15 protein-coding genes are annotated in these 16650 nt (G+C 65.6%); 4 read left to right on the top strand and 11 right to left on the bottom strand.

The window, feature by feature from the left end:
• Nucleotides 1-15: 15 nt before the first annotated feature.
• The 5 genes from MTR64_RS11905 to polA are packed head-to-tail and all read right to left on the bottom strand — an operon-like array spanning nt 16 to nt 6466.
• Nucleotides 16-801 carry a glutaminyl-peptide cyclotransferase gene (locus MTR64_RS11905; RefSeq protein WP_243994097.1) on the bottom strand — a complete coding sequence of 262 codons (786 nt, stop codon included), beginning with the start codon at nt 799-801 and terminating at the stop codon, nt 16-18.
• A gap of 58 nt (nt 802-859) precedes the next feature.
• The gene (locus MTR64_RS11900) at nt 860-2002 is read right to left on the bottom strand and encodes a mechanosensitive ion channel family protein (RefSeq protein ID WP_243994096.1); all 1143 of its coding nucleotides are present in this window, start codon (nt 2000-2002) and stop codon (nt 860-862) included.
• A 31-nt stretch (nt 2003-2033) separates the two neighbouring features.
• Entirely contained in the window at nt 2034-3179 is a 1146-nt protein-coding gene (locus tag MTR64_RS11895) for a mechanosensitive ion channel family protein (RefSeq protein ID WP_243994094.1), read from the bottom strand.
• A 54-nt stretch (nt 3180-3233) separates the two neighbouring features.
• On the bottom strand, nt 3234-3617 hold the full coding sequence (locus MTR64_RS11890) for a ribonuclease HI (protein ID WP_243994092.1): 384 nt from the start codon (nt 3615-3617) through the stop codon (nt 3234-3236).
• Between the two features lie 8 nt (nt 3618-3625).
• Complete coding sequence (gene polA, locus MTR64_RS11885; RefSeq protein WP_243994090.1) at nt 3626-6466, bottom strand: DNA polymerase I; 2841 nt, start codon at nt 6464-6466, stop codon at nt 3626-3628.
• Nucleotides 6467-6673: 207 nt separating this feature from the next.
• Here polA and MTR64_RS11880 point away from each other — a divergent pair, with 207 nt between their 5' ends.
• Nucleotides 6674-6997 (top strand): hypothetical protein, encoded by a 324-nt coding sequence (locus MTR64_RS11880; RefSeq protein WP_243994088.1) that lies wholly within the window; start codon nt 6674-6676, stop codon nt 6995-6997.
• 141 nt (nt 6998-7138) lie between these two features.
• Here MTR64_RS11880 and bla read toward each other — a convergent pair whose 3' ends face one another.
• The 4 genes from bla to MTR64_RS11860 form a co-directional block, all read right to left on the bottom strand.
• On the bottom strand, nt 7139-8128 hold the full coding sequence (gene bla / locus MTR64_RS11875) for a class A beta-lactamase (protein WP_243994344.1): 990 nt from the start codon (nt 8126-8128) through the stop codon (nt 7139-7141).
• A gap of 342 nt (nt 8129-8470) precedes the next feature.
• Nucleotides 8471-10123 (bottom strand): chaperonin GroEL, encoded by a 1653-nt coding sequence (groL, locus tag MTR64_RS11870; RefSeq protein ID WP_243994086.1) that lies wholly within the window; start codon nt 10121-10123, stop codon nt 8471-8473.
• Nucleotides 10124-10168: 45 nt separating this feature from the next.
• Nucleotides 10169-10453, bottom strand: a complete 285-nt coding sequence (locus tag MTR64_RS11865) for a co-chaperone GroES (RefSeq protein WP_243994084.1) — start codon at nt 10451-10453, stop codon at nt 10169-10171.
• Nucleotides 10454-10619: 166 nt separating this feature from the next.
• Entirely contained in the window at nt 10620-11999 is a 1380-nt protein-coding gene (locus MTR64_RS11860) for an MATE family efflux transporter (RefSeq protein WP_243994082.1), read from the bottom strand.
• A 218-nt stretch (nt 12000-12217) separates the two neighbouring features.
• Here MTR64_RS11860 and MTR64_RS11855 point away from each other — a divergent pair, with 218 nt between their 5' ends.
• Together MTR64_RS11855 and MTR64_RS11850 are read left to right on the top strand one after the other, a co-directional pair.
• On the top strand, nt 12218-12757 hold the full coding sequence (locus tag MTR64_RS11855; protein WP_243994079.1) for a c-type cytochrome: 540 nt from the start codon (nt 12218-12220) through the stop codon (nt 12755-12757).
• Complete coding sequence (locus MTR64_RS11850; RefSeq protein ID WP_243994077.1) at nt 12754-13191, top strand: nuclear transport factor 2 family protein; 438 nt, start codon at nt 12754-12756, stop codon at nt 13189-13191. The genes MTR64_RS11855 and MTR64_RS11850 overlap by 4 nt, the downstream gene beginning before the upstream one ends.
• Nucleotides 13192-13287: 96 nt before the next feature.
• Here MTR64_RS11850 and MTR64_RS11845 read toward each other — a convergent pair whose 3' ends face one another.
• Entirely contained in the window at nt 13288-13896 is a 609-nt protein-coding gene (locus tag MTR64_RS11845) for a hypothetical protein (RefSeq protein ID WP_243994075.1), read from the bottom strand.
• A 78-nt stretch (nt 13897-13974) separates the two neighbouring features.
• Nucleotides 13975-14841 carry an NTP transferase domain-containing protein gene (locus tag MTR64_RS11840; RefSeq protein WP_243994072.1) on the bottom strand — a complete coding sequence of 289 codons (867 nt, stop codon included), beginning with the start codon at nt 14839-14841 and terminating at the stop codon, nt 13975-13977.
• 133 nt (nt 14842-14974) lie between these two features.
• Here MTR64_RS11840 and MTR64_RS11835 point away from each other — a divergent pair, with 133 nt between their 5' ends.
• Entirely contained in the window at nt 14975-16462 is a 1488-nt protein-coding gene (locus tag MTR64_RS11835; protein WP_243994070.1) for a helicase HerA domain-containing protein, read from the top strand.
• Nucleotides 16463-16650 lie beyond the last annotated feature (188 nt).

Raw genomic sequence — 16650 nt, 5'->3', positions numbered from 1 at the left:
CCCTTCCGCATCAACTCATTTCCCGCAATCGGGCACGATCTCGAACAGTTTCGTCCAGTTCTTGCCCGTCACGAAAATGCGCTTGCCTTCCGGGTCGTAGGCGATGCCGTTGAGGACAGCGTCATAGTCGCTGGCGCCTGCCTCGTCGCCGAGGCGGCTCAAATCGATCCACGCCTTGACCTGCCCCGTCGCCGGATCGATCCGTGCGATGCGATCGGTCAGCCAGACGTTCGCCCAGATCTCGCCGCCGATCCATTCCAGCTCGTTGAGCTTGCGCACCGGCTTGCCGTCGTCGGTGACGGCCAGCGTGCCGGTCTGCGCCATCGTTTCCGGATCGCGCAGGCGCAGGCTGGCGGAGCCGTCGCTCTGATAGATCGTGCCATCGTGGATGGTCATCGCCCAGCCTTCGCCCGCATAGTAGAAATAGCCAAGCTGCTTCAGCGTCTTGGCATCCCAACGGTAACCCAGCCCGTCGCGCCAGGTGAGGCTGATGATCTGATCCTTCCAGAGCACGATGCCTTCGCCGAACAGCGTAGGATCGATCCGGGTTTCCACCAGAGGAGCCGTGTCCGCCAGAGCGCGCCTGAAGATGCGCGAATCGCCGCGCTTGCCTGTGCTCTCGAACAAGGCACCATCGGCATAGAACAGGCCTTCAGTGAAGGCCGTGGCATCGTGGGGGTACGTCTTGACGACGTGATAGCCGCAGACCGGAGCCGCAGCGCCCGATGCAGGCGCTACGGAAACAGCCGCCACGAACAGGGCCGCAAGGGCAAGCCGCGAAGCGGAGAAGAAACGAGCCATCATTGGCAGCGGTGGCAAAATACAGCTCGCGAGGCAAGTCGCACGAACGAAAGCGTTTTCAACCCGATCCTGTGTGCTTGCCTTCGCCCGCGACCGCGATCGCATCGGCCATCGAGGGGCTGGCCGCCAGTTCCACCGGCGCGGTCGGCAAAGTGCGGTTACGGCGGAGAGCCTCCGGCATTTCGCGGCGGACCCAGGCAAGCATCCCTTCGCGCATGGCACAGCGCAGGTCGAACAGATCGCCGGAATTGCGCGCCGTCATCAGCAGGCGCACTTCGATCGAGTCATCTGACATGTCGGTTACCTGCACGCCCTGCGCGCGCTTGTCCCAGCGGGGATCGGCCGTGACCTGCCGTTCGAACTCGGCGCGCACCGGCGTCACGTCCGCAGCATGGTCGAGATAGAGCATGACCGTGCCGGTGAGTTGCGCGCTCTGCTTGGTCCAGTTCTGGAAAGTGTTTTCGAGAAACTTGTTCGACGGCACGATCAGCCGCCTCTCGTCCCAGATCTTCACGATCACATAAGTTGTGCGGATATCCTCGATCCGACCCCACTCGCCGTCGATGATCACGACATCGTCGATCGCGATCGGCTCGGTCATGGCCATCTGGAAGCCACCAATCAGCGCCTTGAGCGCCGGTTGAGCGGCAGCGCCGACAGCCAGGGCCGCAAGACCGGCCGAGGCCATCAGGGTAATGCCGATCTGGCGCACTCCGGGTATCGCGAAGAGCATGAGCGCGACAGTGATGAACACGATCACGAACGTACCAATGCGGCTGAGGATCGCAAGGCGCGTGCGCCGCCGCCGGGCATTGCGGTTGTCGGCAACGGTAATGTCCGTGCGGACCATCATCGCTTCGACGAAACTGCGCATCAGCGCGAGGACAATCCAGCCGAGCAGGAAGGGCATGACGAAGCCAGACACCTTTTGCCAGGCCACGTCCAAAACAGCCGTCTCGCGCGCGGCATAGGCGACACCCAGCGCGACAAAGGCATAGCGCGCGGGCCGGGCGAGCCGCCTGACCAGAATGTCGTCGGTCTCACTCTGGCTGCCGCTGACCACCTTGCGCAGTATCCGGAACAGCACGCGATGGGCGATCAGGGCAACGGCGATTCCGATCACGGCAGCCAAAGCGGCGATCATGAGTTGCTCGCCCCAAGCGGGCAGGCGCCCGGTGAATTGTTCGATCCAGTCAGCCATGGCGCCTATCGTATGGCCACCCCGCCCAGATTCAACCCGTGGCAGCCGCGGCGTGCCCGTTCATTTGCGCCATGACGTCGCCCGAGACCGGTCCGATCCCGCTCACGTCGAGCGGCCCCATCGGCAGCATGCGGCTGCGCACGATGGCTTCGGGCATCGCCTCGGCCACCCACTGGATCAAGGCCTCGCGAATGTCGCAGCGCAGGTCGAACAGGGTAGGCGAGTCCTTCGCTGTCATCAGGAAGCGGATTTCGATGGCATCGCGGGTCAGTTCGGTGACCTGCATGTGCTTGACCCGCCCGTCCCAGCGCTCGTTGTCTTCGACCAGTTCGTAGAATTTCTGACGGATCGGCTCGAGCCTGGTGGTGGGATCGACATAGAACAGCACGGTACCCAGAAGCTGTGCAGTGGTCTTGGTCCAGTTCTGGAATATCTCGTCGAGGAATTTGGCCGTGGGCACGACAAGGCGTCGCTCGTCCCAGACCTTCACGACGACATAGGTCGTGCGGATTTCCTCGATCCAGCCCCATTCACCGCCGATGATCACCGCATCGCCGATCACCACCGGCTCGGTCAGGGCCATCTGGAAGCCCGCGATCAGCGACTTGAGCGCGGGCTGCGCCGCGGCGCCCACCGCCAGCCCCGCCAGTCCGGCCGAGGCCACCAGCGTCACGCCGATGTCGCGCACGCCGGGAATCGACAGCATCATCAGGCCCACCGTCACGAAGACGATCAGGAACGTCGCGATGCGCCCGAAGATCGCCAGCCGGGTGCGCCGTCGCCGGTTGCGGCGGTTGTCGGCCATGGAGATGTCGTTGCGCACGATCATGGCCTCGACGAAGGCCTGCAGGATCGCCACCGCCATCCAGCCGATCAGCGCCGGCATCACGATGCTGCCGATGCGTTCCCACACGGCGTCGAGCGCAGGCGTCTCGCGCGCGGCCATGACCAGAGCCAATGCTATCAACGCCCAGCGCGTGGGCCGAACCAGCCGCATTACGACGAGGTTGTCCGACTCGCTCGAACTGGCCCGGGCAAAGCGCCGGAGCAGCCGGAACAGGACATGATGCGCAAGCAGAGCCAGCGCGACCGCAATGGCGGCGGCGCAAGCGGCGATCAGCGACTGCTCCAGCCAGCTGGGCAATTCGCCGGTCAGCATTCTCAGCAGATCGGTCATTCCCTTCAAACTATGCTGCAGTGCAGCAGTTGCAAGTGCGAAGAAAATTTCGGACTACCGGGGATGGCGCGCGACCAGCGCAATGCCGGCAAGGTTCTGCGCGCGTTTGATCCAGCGGACGCGGGCGGGACGAACTGCCGCCGCAAGGGTAAGGAAGGCTTGGGCGTGACCCGGCGCGGCCTGCCCCGCCGCAAGCGCAGCATTGGCCTGCCGTACCACCTCCAGCGCATCGCCGATCAGTTCAGCATCGGCAATCGCCTGCGCCTGCACCAGTTCCAGCGCCCGGATTAGCGCCAGCCATTCCGCGTCGCTGTTGGTGCCATGGCCAAGATCGTCGAAGACATGGACCTGCCCGCGCACCACCACCGCCACCTCGACCGGGCCTGGATTGGGGCGGCAGCCACCGTCGAAATAGACCTTTGTGCGCCCGCGTCCCATGCCGCTCGTCAGTGCGCCGCGCCCCAGCTGAGGCCGGAGCCGATCTCTACCCCCAGCGGAACGTCCAGCGTCACGGCGGGCTGTGCCGCTTCAGCCATGACCCGCTCGATCACGGGGGAAGCGGCCGCGACGTCGCCTTCGGGCAGTTCGAAGACGAGTTCGTCATGAACCTGCAGCAGCATGCGTACGTGCCCCAGCCCTGCATTGGCGAGTGCGGGGCCCATGCGTGCCATGGCGCGCTTGATGATGTCGGCGCTGGTGCCCTGGATCGGCGCGTTGATCGCCGCGCGCTCGCTGCCCTGTCGTTCGGCCCCGTTCTTCGAATTGATGCGCGGGAACCACGTCTTGCGGCCGAACAACGTTTCCGAATAGCCGCGCTCGCGCACCTGCTCGAGGGTGTGGACGATGTACTTCTGGATGCCCGGGAAGCGCTCGAAATAGCGGTCGATCATCGCTTGCGCCTCGTCCGCCTCGACGCCCAGACGGCCGGCGAGGCCCCAGCGGGAAATGCCGTAGAGGATCGCGAAGTTGATCGTCTTGGCACGCCCGCGCGTGTCGCGGTCGACCGTGCCGAACATCTCGGTCGCGGTGCGCGCGTGGATGTCCTCGCCGTTGGCGAAGGCTTCCTTGAGACTGGGCACGTCGGCCATGTGCGCGGCAAGACGCAGCTCGATCTGCGAATAGTCGGCCGCGAGCAGGACATTGCCGGACTCGGCAACGAAGCATTCGCGGATCTGGCGGCCGATCTCGGTGCGGACCGGGATGTTCTGCAGGTTGGGATCGGTAGACGACAGCCGCCCCGTCTGCGCGCCGACAAGGCTGTAGCTGGTGTGCACGCGCCGGGTATCGGGATTGATCGCCGCCTGCAGCGCCTCGGTGTAGGTCGACCGCAGCTTCGACAGCTGACGCCATTCGAGCACCTTGTTCGCAACCGGCGCGCCTTCGACCGCCAGCCGTTCAAGCACCGACTGGTCCGTGGAATACTGGCCCGACTTGCCTTTCTTGCCGCCCTTGTAGCCGAGCTTGTCGAACAGGATCTCACCCAGCTGCTTGGGGCTGCCGATGGTGAATTCCTGCCCGGCGACCGCATGGATCTCACCTTCGAGCGCGCCGATGGCCTCGGCGAATTCGCCGGACAAGTGCGCCAGCCGTTCGCGGTCCACCTTGATACCATGGCGTTCCATCTGCGCGACGACGGGGATTAGCGGGCGGTCGACGCGCTCGTAGATCCGCATGCCGCCTTCCTCGGCCAGACGCGGCTTGAGCACGGCATGGAGGCGCCAGGTCACGTCCGCATCCTCGGCCGCGTATTGCGTGGCCTTGTCGAGCGGGACTTCGCCGAAGGGGATCGCCTTCTTGCCGGTGCCGCACACATCCTTGAATGCCATCGGCTTGTGGCCGAAATGCCGTTCGGAAAGCTCGTCCATCCCGTGCCCGCCACCGATGCCATCGATTGAACGGCCTGCATCGAGGCAGAAGCTCTCGATCATGGTGTCGTCGATCGGGGAAACCGCGATGCCATAGCGTGCCAGCACGTTGAGGTCGTACTTGATGTTCTGCCCGATCTTGAGCACCGCATCGTCTTCGAGCAGCGGCTTCAGCAGGGCGATGGCGGTGTCGAGCGGCACCTGCTCGGGCTTTTCGGCGAACATGTCCGACCCGCCGTGGCCCAGCGGAATGTAGCAGGCATCGTTGGGGCCCAGCGCGAGGCTGACGCCGGTCAGGTCCGCCCGCATCGCATCAAGCGCCGAAGTCTCTGTGTCGACCGCCAGCAGGTGCGCGGCATGGGCGCGCGTGATCCAGCGTTCGAGCGCCTCGACCGTCTGCACGCATTCATAGGCGGCATAATCCACCGGCGGCATCTCGGGCAGCGGCTGGCGCGCCGCGCCCTCGCCCGGTGCGGCGCCGGCCGTGACGGGCTTGGCCGGATGCAGCTGCGTCGCCCGCTCGGGACTGCCCCGCCCGCCATCGAGCCGCTTGAGCAGGCTGGTGAAGCCATGCTTGCCGAGGAACGCGGCAAGTGGGTCGGGCGGAATGGCGTCGAGCTTCAGCTCGTCCAGCGCCATCGGCAGCGCGCAATCTTCCTTGAGCGTGACCAGCACCTTGGACAGCCGCGCCTGCTCGGCCTGCTCGATCAGGCGTTCCTGCAGCTTGGACTTCTTCATTTCCGGCGCGGCCGCCAGTGCACTTTCCAAGTCACCGTAGTCCTGAATCAGCTTGGTCGCGGTCTTGGGGCCGACACCGAAGACGCCGGGCACGTTGTCGACCGAGTCGCCCATCAGCGCGAGCACGTCGCCCACCTTTTCGGGCGGAACGCCGAACTTCTCGACGACTTCGGGAATGTCGATCCGCTGGTTCTTCATCGTGTCCAGCATGTCGATCTTGCCGCCGCCCTGCTCGCAGGTGCCGACGAGCTGCATCAGGTCCTTGTCGGACGAGACGATCGTCACGTTCCACCCCTGCAGCGCCGCAGCACGGGCATAGGAGGCGATCAGATCGTCGGCCTCGTAACCCATCTCCTCGATGCACGGCAGCGAAAAGGCGCGGGTGGCATCGCGCACCAGCGGGAACTGTGGCTTGAGATCCTCGGGCGGGGGCGGGCGGTTGGCCTTGTAGTCCTCATAGATCTCGTTGCGGAACGACTTGCCGCTGGCATCGAGGATCACCGCAAGGTGAGTCGGCCCGTCGGCCTTGTGGAGATCGTCGGCCAGCTTCCAAAGCATCGTGGTGTAGCCATAAACGGCGCCGACCGGCGTGCCTTCCGGATCGGTCAACGGCGGCAGGCGGTGATAGGCGCGGAAGATATAGGCCGAACCGTCGACGAGATAGAGATGCTGCTTGGGCTCCATGATGACAGCCCTAGCAGCGCCGGACCGGGCCGTCAGCACGGGAGAATACAAAATCGGGGAACTGCCCGCGGTCCACTGCGTTCTGTGCCCTATGCTTGAAACGCCGGTCCCACATCATTAATCGTCACGCCCGGCCCGTTTACGAGGCTGGAAAGCTGACGCGGCGTTTCGCCGACAGATCAACTCGCAACGAGGGAATACTGAAAGATGCGCAAGATCCTTATCGCCACCGCCGCCATCGGCGCCCTTTCGCTGGCCGCCTGCTCGCAGCAGACGCAGGACACGACCGAGGCTGCAGCGTCATCGGCCGCTGACGACATGGGCGCCATGGCCACCGATGCCGCCAACGCGGTAAACGACGCGAGCGACGACGCAGCAGCAGCCGCCAGCAACGCAGGTGACGCGATGGCGGATGCAGCAGCCGACGCGAAGGACGCTGCCGAAAGCGCCGCTGACGCTGCTCAGGCCGCCGCCAACGACGCCGCCAACGAGCTGGCGGATCACACGGACGGCAATCAGCAGACCAACTGACGACTCCAGGCCGGTCAGACCGCACCACCGCACGGGACCGGCCCTTCCCATCGTTCCATGGAAAAAGCGCCCCGGAACCATTCGGGGCGCTTTTTCCATGGCTGACTGTATATCAGAGGAGCCCGCGTGGCAGGCACCGGTTCAGCGCGAGGCGGTGTGGCGGTATGCCGGACCCTCAGCCAGATAGCCGCTGTAGATGGTGCGGGCGATGCTGGCGATGCGCGCTTCACGGTTCGGGCGGCTGCCCTGTCCAGTGACATAGATGGCGACGGCAAACACGCGCCCATCCGGAGCCTCGATAATACCGATATCGCTCGAGGTGTTGTGCAGCGATCCGGTCTTGTGCAGCACCTGCACGTCTTCCGGCAGGCCCGCGCGGATGCGGCGCTTGCCGGTAAGGCAGCGGCTCATCGTGTCGAGCAGGGTCTGGCGGCTTGACGGGGTCAGCCACTTGCCCTGGTAGATGCCGCTCAGCAGCTTGACCATCGCAAGCGGCGTGGCGCTGTCGCGCTTGTCGATCACCTGCGCCGGATCGATGGCGCCATCGTCACGCACCAGCGTCGCAATGTCACGGTCGATGTGCCACTCCTCGATTCCGGCACGGCGCACCCAGGCGTTGACCGCGTCAGGTCCGCCCACGACCTTGAGCAGAGCATCGGTGGCATAGTTGTTGGACCGGGTGAGCATGAGATCGAGCAGCTTGCCTGCGCTCATGTAGGCGCCGGGACGAACCGGGGCGACGGCCGTCGAAAAAGGCGCCGACTGCACCGGGATCATCATCGGAAATTCGCTGGTCAGGCTCCATTTGCCCTGATCGACGCCTTCTAGAAACGCCGCGGCAATCGCAACCTTGCTGGTGCTGGCCATCGGGAAGCGCTGGTCGCCCAGTACGTCAACCTCGCGACCGCTCGCCAGATCGAGTGCGGCAACGCCGATGCGGCCCTGCGAAGCCTCGGCAACGCTGGCGAGCCGCTGGCCCAGCGGCGAGGCATAGGTGCGCGGACCACGCAACTCGGTACCAAATACCGAATCGAAGGAATTCTGGACGTCGACGACCTGCTGCGTGGGCTGTGCCATCGGCGCGGCCGTCCCGGCCTGCGCGGGGCTCGCCGCCAGCGAAGCCGCAGCCATGGTCACAGCCGCTAGCCCGATGAAACGCCTGGTGCCGGCACGGCACCGCGAAAGTAGGTTATCTGCCCCGGTCATGCAGTCCTGATGTAGTCCCATTTGAATTCGGTTGAAGTTAACGACACGGAGACAAAACGCCAGAGCCACGCGATGAATTGCAGGGAACTTGCGGTAATTGCCGGAAAACGCACGTTCGTTTCCCGAAACCGACCGATTCAAACACATCGCGCGCGCAATTCACCTGCGATGGCCGTTTCTGCGAATCACTCGCCGAGACAGTCACGCAAAAGGGCCGGGGATCGCTCCCCGGCCCTTCGCATTCCGTCAGTTGGACGATGGGGTGGCTTAGAAGCCGCCCATGCCGCCCATGCCTCCCATGCCACCCATGTCGGGCATTGCCGGCATGGCCGCCTTGTCTTCCGGCTTGTCGCTGATCGCCGCTTCGGTGGTGATCAGCAGGCCGGCGACCGAAGCCGCGTCCTGCAGGGCAGTGCGCACGACCTTGGTCGGGTCGATGACGCCGGCAGCCACGAGGTTTTCGTAGGTGTCGGTCGCGGCGTTGAAGCCCTGGGTCTCGTCGTTCTCACGCAGCAGGTTGCCCGAGACGACCGCACCGTCGTGGCCGGCGTTCGTGGCGATCTGCTTCACCGGCGCGGTGATCGCGCGGCGAATGATGTCGATGCCCTTGGTCTGGTCGTCGTTGGCACCCTTCAGGCCTTCGAGAGCCTTGGTGGCGTAGAGCAGCGCCGTACCGCCGCCCGGAACGATGCCTTCCTCGACCGCGGCGCGGGTCGCATGTAGCGCGTCGTCGACGCGGTCCTTGCGCTCCTTCACTTCGACTTCCGAAGCGCCGCCGACCTTGATCACGGCCACGCCGCCAGCAAGCTTGGCCAGACGCTCCTGCAGCTTCTCGCGGTCGTAGTCCGAAGTGGTGACTTCGATCTGCGCACGGATCTGCTCGACGCGGGCCTTGATCTCGTCAGCCGAGCCGGAGCCATCGACGATGGTGGTGTTATCCTTGTCGATGGTGACCTTCTTGGCTTCGCCAAGCATGTTCAGGGTCACGTTCTCAAGCTTGATGCCGAGGTCTTCGGAGATCATCTCGCCGGCGGTCAGCGTGGCGATGTCGCCCAGCATGGCCTTGCGGCGGTCACCGAAGCCCGGAGCCTTGACGGCAGCAACCTTCAGGCCACCACGCAGCTTGTTGACGACGAGCGTGGCCAGAGCCTCGCCCTCGATGTCCTCGGCGATGATGAGGAGCGGACGGCCCGACTGCACCACGGCTTCGAGCACCGGCAGCATCGACTGCAGGTTCGAGAGCTTCTTTTCGTGGATCAGGATGTAGGGGCTGTCGAGCTCGACCGTCATCTTGTCGGGGTTGGTGACGAAGTAGGGCGAGAGGTAACCGCGGTCGAACTGCATGCCTTCAACGACATCGAGTTCGAATTCGAGGCCCTTGGCCTCTTCCACGGTGATGACGCCTTCCTTGCCGACCTTTTCCATGGCTTCGGCGATCTTCTCGCCGACTTCGGTGTCACCGTTGGCCGAAATGATGCCGACCTGAGCGATTTCCGCAGTGCCCGAAACGTCCTTCGAACGGCCCTGGATGTTCTCGACGACCTTGGCGACGGCCAGATCGATACCGCGCTTGAGGTCCATCGGGTTCATGCCGGCGGCAACGGCAGTCATGCCTTCGCGCACGATCGCCTGAGCCAGAACGGTGGCGGTGGTGGTGCCGTCGCCAGCTGCGTCGTTGGCCTTCGAGGCCACTTCGCGCAGCATCTGGGCGCCCATATTCTCGAACTTGTCCTTGAGTTCGATTTCCTTGGCGACGGTGACGCCATCCTTGGTGATGCGGGGAGCGCCGAAGCTCTTGTCGATGACGACGTTGCGGCCCTTGGGACCGAGGGTCACCTTCACGGCGTTGGCGAGAGTGTCGACGCCAGCGAGAATGCGCTCACGAGCGTCGCGCGAGAACTTTACGTCCTTGGCTGCCATTGGATAATTCCTTTCAGGATTTCAGATAGATGAGAGCGATCGGTCTCAGGCGATCACGCCGAGAATGTCGCTTTCCTTCATGATCAGCAGGTCTTCACCGTCGACCTTGACTTCGGTGCCGGACCACTTGCCGAACAGCACGCGATCGCCAATCTTGACGTCGAGCGCCTGAATCTTGCCGTCGACCACGGCGCCGTTGCCGGCAGCCACGATCTCGCCTTCAGCAGGCTTTTCCTTGGCGCTATCGGGAATGATGATGCCGCCGGCCGTCTTTTCTTCAGCCTCGACGCGGCGCACGAGAACTCGGTCGTGCAGCGGACGGAATGACATGGGATTCTCCCTTATCCTACGTAAGAAAACTGTAATTGGCACTCTATTGACCAGAGTGCCAACGGGCGCGGATATGGTCCTGCCCCCCGGAGCCGTCAAGCGCTTCACGTGCAAAAAATTTCAAGGCAGGGTGGCTTCGCGATGAACCGGTCCCAAAGCGGGACAATCAGGCCGCGGCCAGCCCGGCGAAGTGCCCGCGCCGGTGCCAGCGCGCTACCAGCAGGGCAGCCGCGACCGTCAGGCCCACCGCGAGTCCGATCCAGACGCCGACTCCCCCCAGCCGCGTGAACAGGCCCAGCGCGACGGACGTCGCAAAGCCGGCCAGCCAGTAACCGGTCAGGGCAATCAGCATCGGCACCCGTGTATCCTGGATGCCGCGCAGCACTCCGGCGGCCACGGCCTGCAGCCCGTCGGTCAGCTGGAAGATCGCCGCGATGAACAGATAGCTGAGCGCATAGCCCACCATCGCCGCGTTGGCCTGGTCCGAAACGTCTACGTAGGCCGAGAGGATCAGCCGGGGCATGGTAAACATGGCTAGTGCGGACACGCTCATGAATGTCATGCCGACCGCGATCGAGGCCCAGCCCGCGTGGCCGACGCCCTCGCGGTTGCCCGCGCCGTAGTGATAGCCGACGCGGATCGTCGCCGCCTGGCCGATGCCGAACGGCACCTGGAAGGCGAAAGCGGCAATCTGCAGCGCCACCGTATGCGCCGCCAGTTGCGCCTCGCCGACACGGCCCATTACGAAAGCCGCGCCGCTGAACAGACCGCCCTCGGCAATCAGGGTTCCGGAAATCGGCAGGCCCAGCACCAGCATCCGGCGCAGCCGGTGCCATTCGGGACGCCACCAGCGGCCGAACACATGGAAACGGCGCAGCCGCCGGTCGGTGAGGATGGCCACCACATAAGCCACCACCGTGCTCGAAGCCGTGATGATGCTCGCGATGGCCGCGCCGGTCAGCTCCAGCCGGGGAGCGCCGAAATGGCCGAACACCAGAGCGTAGTCGCCCGCGATGTTCACGAGAATCGACAGCGCGGTGATAACCGTCGCGAACACCGGCCGCCCCATCGCCGAGACGAACGTACGCAAGACATTGGCCACCGCCATCGGCAGCATCGCCACCGACAGGATGCCGAGAAACTTGCCGCCTTCGCGTGCCAGTTCGGGCTCCTGGCCGGTCGCGAGCATGAATCCGGTCGCGAACTGGCACAGGCCGATCCCCGCCAGCCCCAGCGCCACTGCCAGCCACAAGGCCATCCGGGTGGACCGACGCACTTCGCGAACGGCATTGCTGCGCCGCCCGATGTCTGCCGCGATCAGCGGGGCGCAGGCGCCCGTCACACCATTGAGGCCCATCATCAGCACCGCAATCAGCGCCACCGCGAGGCTCGATGCCGCAAGCGCCTGTTGTCCCAGCCGCGCCACGAACATCACGTCGGTCGCAAAGACCGCCATCTGCAACAGGTTCGCCAGCGCCAGCGGCCCGGCAAGCCGCAGGGTCGCGCGCAATTCGGCTTGGAAAGGATGGAGGACAGCGGCAGACATGGCGCGCGAGCCCTAGGGGCAATGCTGCGCGCACGAAAGCGGATTCGCACGGCCGGTCACCGGTATTCGGATATTCACGCCGCCAGGCGGGATCGTTGCGCCTGCCTGCTCTACGCCCGGCCCCGTTGCGCTTTTTTGCCATCCGGCATTTGCGTTAACTCGGCAATCTGCAGTAGCTGCAGTGCCAATTGGAAATTCGGGTTCGAGAGAGAAGGTATATGCATTTCAGAAGTGTGACCGTCATTGCCCCCATCGCCCTGCTGGCCGCTTGCGGCGGTTCGGGTGCGAACGATGACACTGCGGCACCCGAAAGCACTGTCCCCGCGACAGTAGCGCCGGCACCGGAGGCCGCCGTTCCGGCCCCTGCCGAAACAGCCTCAACCGAACCGGCAGCTTCTCCCGCAGCCGCACCCCCTGCGCCCCCTGCTGCCGCGCCCGCAGCCCCGGCCGCAGCCCCGGCCGCTGCCGTAGCGGCCCCCGCCGCATTCGCGGTGTGCCGCGCATGCCACTCGGTGGAGCCGGGCAAGAACGGCGTCGGCCCGACGCTGCATGGTATTGTCGGCAGCACGGCCGGCGAGGTGCCTAGCTACGCCTTCAGCCCGGCGCTCAAGAAGTCCGGGATCGTCTGGGACCGCGAGAAGCTGGACACCTGGCTGCAAGGTCCGATGAAGATGGTGCCCGGCACCAAGATGGTCATCACCGTGCCTGACGCTGCCAAGCGCAAGGCCATCATCGACTATCTCGAAACCCTGAAGTGACCGGAACAGACGCATCGGCGCTGGCGGAGATCCACCAGCGCCTTGCCGCCTGCACGCAGGCGGGAGATGCGCGCAAGGCGGAAAACTACGCCGCCTGCTTTACCCGTGACGGGATTCTGGAACTGGACAACCAGACGATTGCAGGGCGTGAAGCCATCCTGTCATGGATGACGGCTCCCTCGGTCATTCCTCAGCCCGCAGGCGGCACGCCCGGCTTCATCAGCCACCACCTGACGACCTGCCATGTCGATTTCACCGGCCCGGACAGCGCGACGGCGCGCACCTACTGGCTGGTAACGAGTGCGGCTGGGCTCGACCACAACGGCTTCTACGTGGACAAGCTGCGCCGCGAGAACGGCGCCTGGCTGATCGCCCACCGGCGTCCGCGCACCTTGTGGATCAGCCCGGCAAGCGTGCTGCACGGCCGCGGCTGATCCTCACACCGGATACGGGAAAGGGGCGGCGCCGGACTGCAGACGGCACCGCCCCCTCGGCCGTCATCCCCAGGAGCACGGGGATGACACAAAGGGTCAGACTTTCTGACCGGGCGCTACGGGCTGTGCCGCAGGCTTTTCCACCTTGGCGGGAATCGCCGTCATTTTGGGCTGCGCCGCATCGCAGGCATCCGACGACGCCTTGGTCAGCTTCGGCGCCGCGCCCGAGCCATCCGAGCTGTAGGACACCGTGCGGGTACAGCCATTCGCATCGGTCGACGACGAATAATACGTCACGTGCATGCCCTTGGGCATGTCTCCCGCGACGGTGAAGCCCGGCGCGGCCTGCACATCACTGCCATGCGCAACGGCTTCCTGCTGCATCTGTGCCGCCTGCCGCTGGAGCAGCGCGGCACGCTGCATCATCGCGTGCATCTGCGCGTCCATGGTGGCGGAAACGCGCGCCATTTCGGCGAAGGGGTCAGCCATGACCGGCGCCATCGCTACCGGCATAATGACTTGATCAGCAGGCACGACCTGGACCTTGGGCGCAACGTCGCCGGTGTAATGCACCTCGACCACCGAACCGTCCGGGGCATCCAGTTTCATGGTGTGGAATTTTGCCGTAGCGGCCTCGGCCACTCCAGCGCCCAGGACGGCCAAAGCGGCGGCGCCGAGCAGATACTTGCGGGGGGGCATTCGCATTGGGGGTATCCTCCTTCGTGACTCGTCCCATTGCGAGAAGGGAAGCTGCTCCTTCGAACCTGAACCCCCGATTACGGATCAGCTGCTGCCCGCGATGCGCCGTGCATCCGGGGCGACAGGCGCTGCAGCGGCCGATCCCCGGCTTTCGAGCAAGTCGCGCACGACGGCGTAACTGCGGTCATCATCGACATCGATCGCCTGCCCGCCGTCGCGCAGCACGACTACGCCCAGCCGCAAGCCCAGGCGGCGCGAGGCCAACTCAACGGCCCCGGCGAGCGTCAGCATCCCGCAGCGCATCATCAGCAGCCCGAGCACGCCCGCCGCACGGCGGATCCGCGCGCCGCTGCGGTCGAACCCGCCATTGCCGCGGAACACCTCGACCGCGCCGATCGCGCGCGGGCCCGACAGACCATAGATATCGCAGGGGGCATAGTCGCCATCGCGCAGCGAGAGGAAACGGTGCGGCGCCGACCGGTGCGCGGCCTCCACGCAATCGCGCGGCGAAAGGGCGATCACCGCCTCCGATTTTGCCAGCGCGGCCGCCATGGCGTCTATGGCCTCCGCGCTCAGCAGGGCGTGGTCGGCCGTCGTCACCAGCACCGGGCCATCCCAGCCCTGCACCGCGTCTCGCACGCTGTCAGCCAGATTCGCGCGCGCCTCTACCAGCGCGACGGTGCCGCGCCCGGGCAGGCGGGTGAGCACGTCCCAGACCGGCCCGAATGCCTCGCGCTCGATACAGATCGCCAGACTCTCGACCATCGGGTGCAGCGAGGCGGTGCGCAGGACATGCGCGATCATCGGCTGCCCGGCGAGCGGAATCAGGCTGCGGTGGCTCTGTCCAAATCGCTCGGCCAGCGGATCGGACGCGTCCTTGCTCTGCCCTGCCAGCACGACCATCCGCAGAGCGGAGGCGCTATCGGGCAAGGCTGCCAGTTGATTTCCCATGCGGCATCGTTTGCGCAATCATGTGACAGGCGCGTGAAACATCCACGTATTTCGTCCGTTCCACGCGCCAGCCTATGGAAAAAGCGAGGGCGCGCCTTGCGCCTCCCCGCCCGGTTTTGGCACTGAGCGATGCGTGAGCGCATCCATCGTCATCGGCGACACCCCGCGCGGGGAGCCGATAGAGATCGACATCAAGGAACTTCTCGCGACCCGCCTGCTGGTGCAGGGCAATTCCGGGTCCGGAAAGTCGCACCTGCTGCGCCGCCTGCTCGAAGAAAGCGCCGGGATCGTCCAGCAGGTCGTGATCGACCCCGAAGGGGACTTCGTCAGCCTCGCCGAGGAGTTCGGCCACGTGGTGATCGACGGCGCCGCTTATGGCGAGGCCGAGATCACCCGGCTTGGCGCGCGCATCCGCCAGCACCGCGCCTCGGTCGTGCTCGCGCTTGACGAGCTGGAAATCGACCAGCAGATGAAGTGTGCCGCGCAGTTCCTCAACGCGCTGTTCGATGCCCCGCGCGAGCAGTGGTATCCGGCGCTGGTAGTGGTGGACGAAGCGCAGATGTTCGCGCCCGCCGCCGCCGGCGAAGTGTCGGAAGAAGCGCGCCGCGTCAGCCTCGCGGCCATGACCAACCTGATGTGCCGCGGCCGCAAGCGCGGGCTGGCCGGCGTGATAGCCACCCAGCGCCTCGCCAAGCTGGCCAAGAACGTCGCGGCGGAAGCCAGCAACTTCCTGATGGGCCGCACCTTCCTCGACATCGACATGGTGCGCGCGGCGGACCTGCTCGGCATGGAGCGCCGTCAGGCCGAGGCGATCCGCGATCTCGCGCGCGGCCAGTTCCTCGGCCTTGGCCCTGCCATCGCGCGCCGCCCGGTCTCCGTGAACATCGGCGCAGTGCGCACGGGCGCCAAGTCCGTGACGCCCGGCCTCGTCCCTCTGCCCACCGCTACGACCGAAGACATGCGGGAGCTGCTGCACGACAATCTCCATGTCGAACCCTCGCGCCCCGAGTTCCCGCGCCCGGCCCCGCGCGTGGAGGATGCCGAATCGGTCGCCCGGCGCATCGCCGCCAGCGAAATGCTCGAGCCCACCGGCGGCCCGGCGCGCGAACGCGAGGCCGAACGCCAGCGCGCCGAGGCCGATCCGGAAGAGAACCGCGCGGCCATGGTCGAGATCATGAACACGATGGCGCAGGAAGAAGACTGCACGTTCCAGTCCGCCACCACGCTGTTCCAGGACTTCACCATCCGCTGCCGCATGAAGGGCATTTCGGTGCGCGGGCTCGACGCGACGATGTTCCGCCGGGGCTTCGCCGCCGCCATCGCCGGGATCGAGGACCCGGACGACGAGCGCTGGTTCGACCTGCAGAACCTCGCCAAGCATGTGCCCGACGATGCCCTGGCGCCGTTCTACGTGATCGCCCGCGCGGCGATGGACGGCAAGCCCTGCCCCGACGACGTGGAACTCGCGAAGATCTACGGCACCAGCAGCCCGCGCCGCGTGCAGCGCCTGCTCGACTACCTCGAAAAGGACGGGTTGATCGTGGTGCGCACCGACTTTTCGGGCAAGCGCTCGGTCGGCCTGCCCGATCTCGGCGTGACAACGGCGGCGGTGGAAGCGTAATATCACTTGTCTGTTCGGCTCACGCCGAATGACGGCACCGGCCCTCGCCCCCACCCGGCCTCCCAACAGGGTATTCTCATGGGAGGCCGGGTGGGGGCGAGGGCCGGTGCCGCTCACCAAGGAACCATCATGGCCGAGATCGTCAACCTGAGGATGGCCCGCAAGGCCAGGGCCCGCGCGGCGGACAA

The sequence above is a fragment of the Novosphingobium album (ex Hu et al. 2023) genome (assembly GCF_022832385.1).
In the GTDB taxonomy this organism is placed as follows: domain Bacteria; phylum Pseudomonadota; class Alphaproteobacteria; order Sphingomonadales; family Sphingomonadaceae; genus Novosphingobium; species Novosphingobium album.
This window is presented reverse-complemented; position numbering and strand designations above follow the sequence as displayed.

Bases quoted from the DNA above. Each gene is read 5' to 3' on its own strand.
- MTR64_RS11890 (WP_243994092.1), bottom strand. From the start codon at position 3,617: ATGGGACGCGGGCGCACAAAGGTCTATTTCGACGGTGGCTGCCGCCCC.
- polA (WP_243994090.1), bottom strand. From the start codon at position 6,466: ATGGAGCCCAAGCAGCATCTCTATCTCGTCGACGGTTCGGCCTATATC.
- MTR64_RS11905 (WP_243994097.1), bottom strand. From the start codon at position 801: ATGGCTCGTTTCTTCTCCGCTTCGCGGCTTGCCCTTGCGGCCCTGTTC.
- MTR64_RS11855 (WP_243994079.1), top strand. From the start codon at position 12,218: ATGCATTTCAGAAGTGTGACCGTCATTGCCCCCATCGCCCTGCTGGCC.
- groL (WP_243994086.1), bottom strand. From the start codon at position 10,123: ATGGCAGCCAAGGACGTAAAGTTCTCGCGCGACGCTCGTGAGCGCATT.
- MTR64_RS11845 (WP_243994075.1), bottom strand. From the start codon at position 13,896: ATGCGAATGCCCCCCCGCAAGTATCTGCTCGGCGCCGCCGCTTTGGCC.
- MTR64_RS11880 (WP_243994088.1), top strand. From the start codon at position 6,674: ATGCGCAAGATCCTTATCGCCACCGCCGCCATCGGCGCCCTTTCGCTG.
- MTR64_RS11895 (WP_243994094.1), bottom strand. From the start codon at position 3,179: ATGACCGATCTGCTGAGAATGCTGACCGGCGAATTGCCCAGCTGGCTG.
- MTR64_RS11860 (WP_243994082.1), bottom strand. From the start codon at position 11,999: ATGTCTGCCGCTGTCCTCCATCCTTTCCAAGCCGAATTGCGCGCGACC.
- MTR64_RS11865 (WP_243994084.1), bottom strand. From the start codon at position 10,453: ATGTCATTCCGTCCGCTGCACGACCGAGTTCTCGTGCGCCGCGTCGAG.
- MTR64_RS11900 (WP_243994096.1), bottom strand. From the start codon at position 2,002: ATGGCTGACTGGATCGAACAATTCACCGGGCGCCTGCCCGCTTGGGGC.
- MTR64_RS11840 (WP_243994072.1), bottom strand. From the start codon at position 14,841: ATGGGAAATCAACTGGCAGCCTTGCCCGATAGCGCCTCCGCTCTGCGG.
- bla (WP_243994344.1), bottom strand. From the start codon at position 8,128: ATGGCTGCGGCTTCGCTGGCGGCGAGCCCCGCGCAGGCCGGGACGGCC.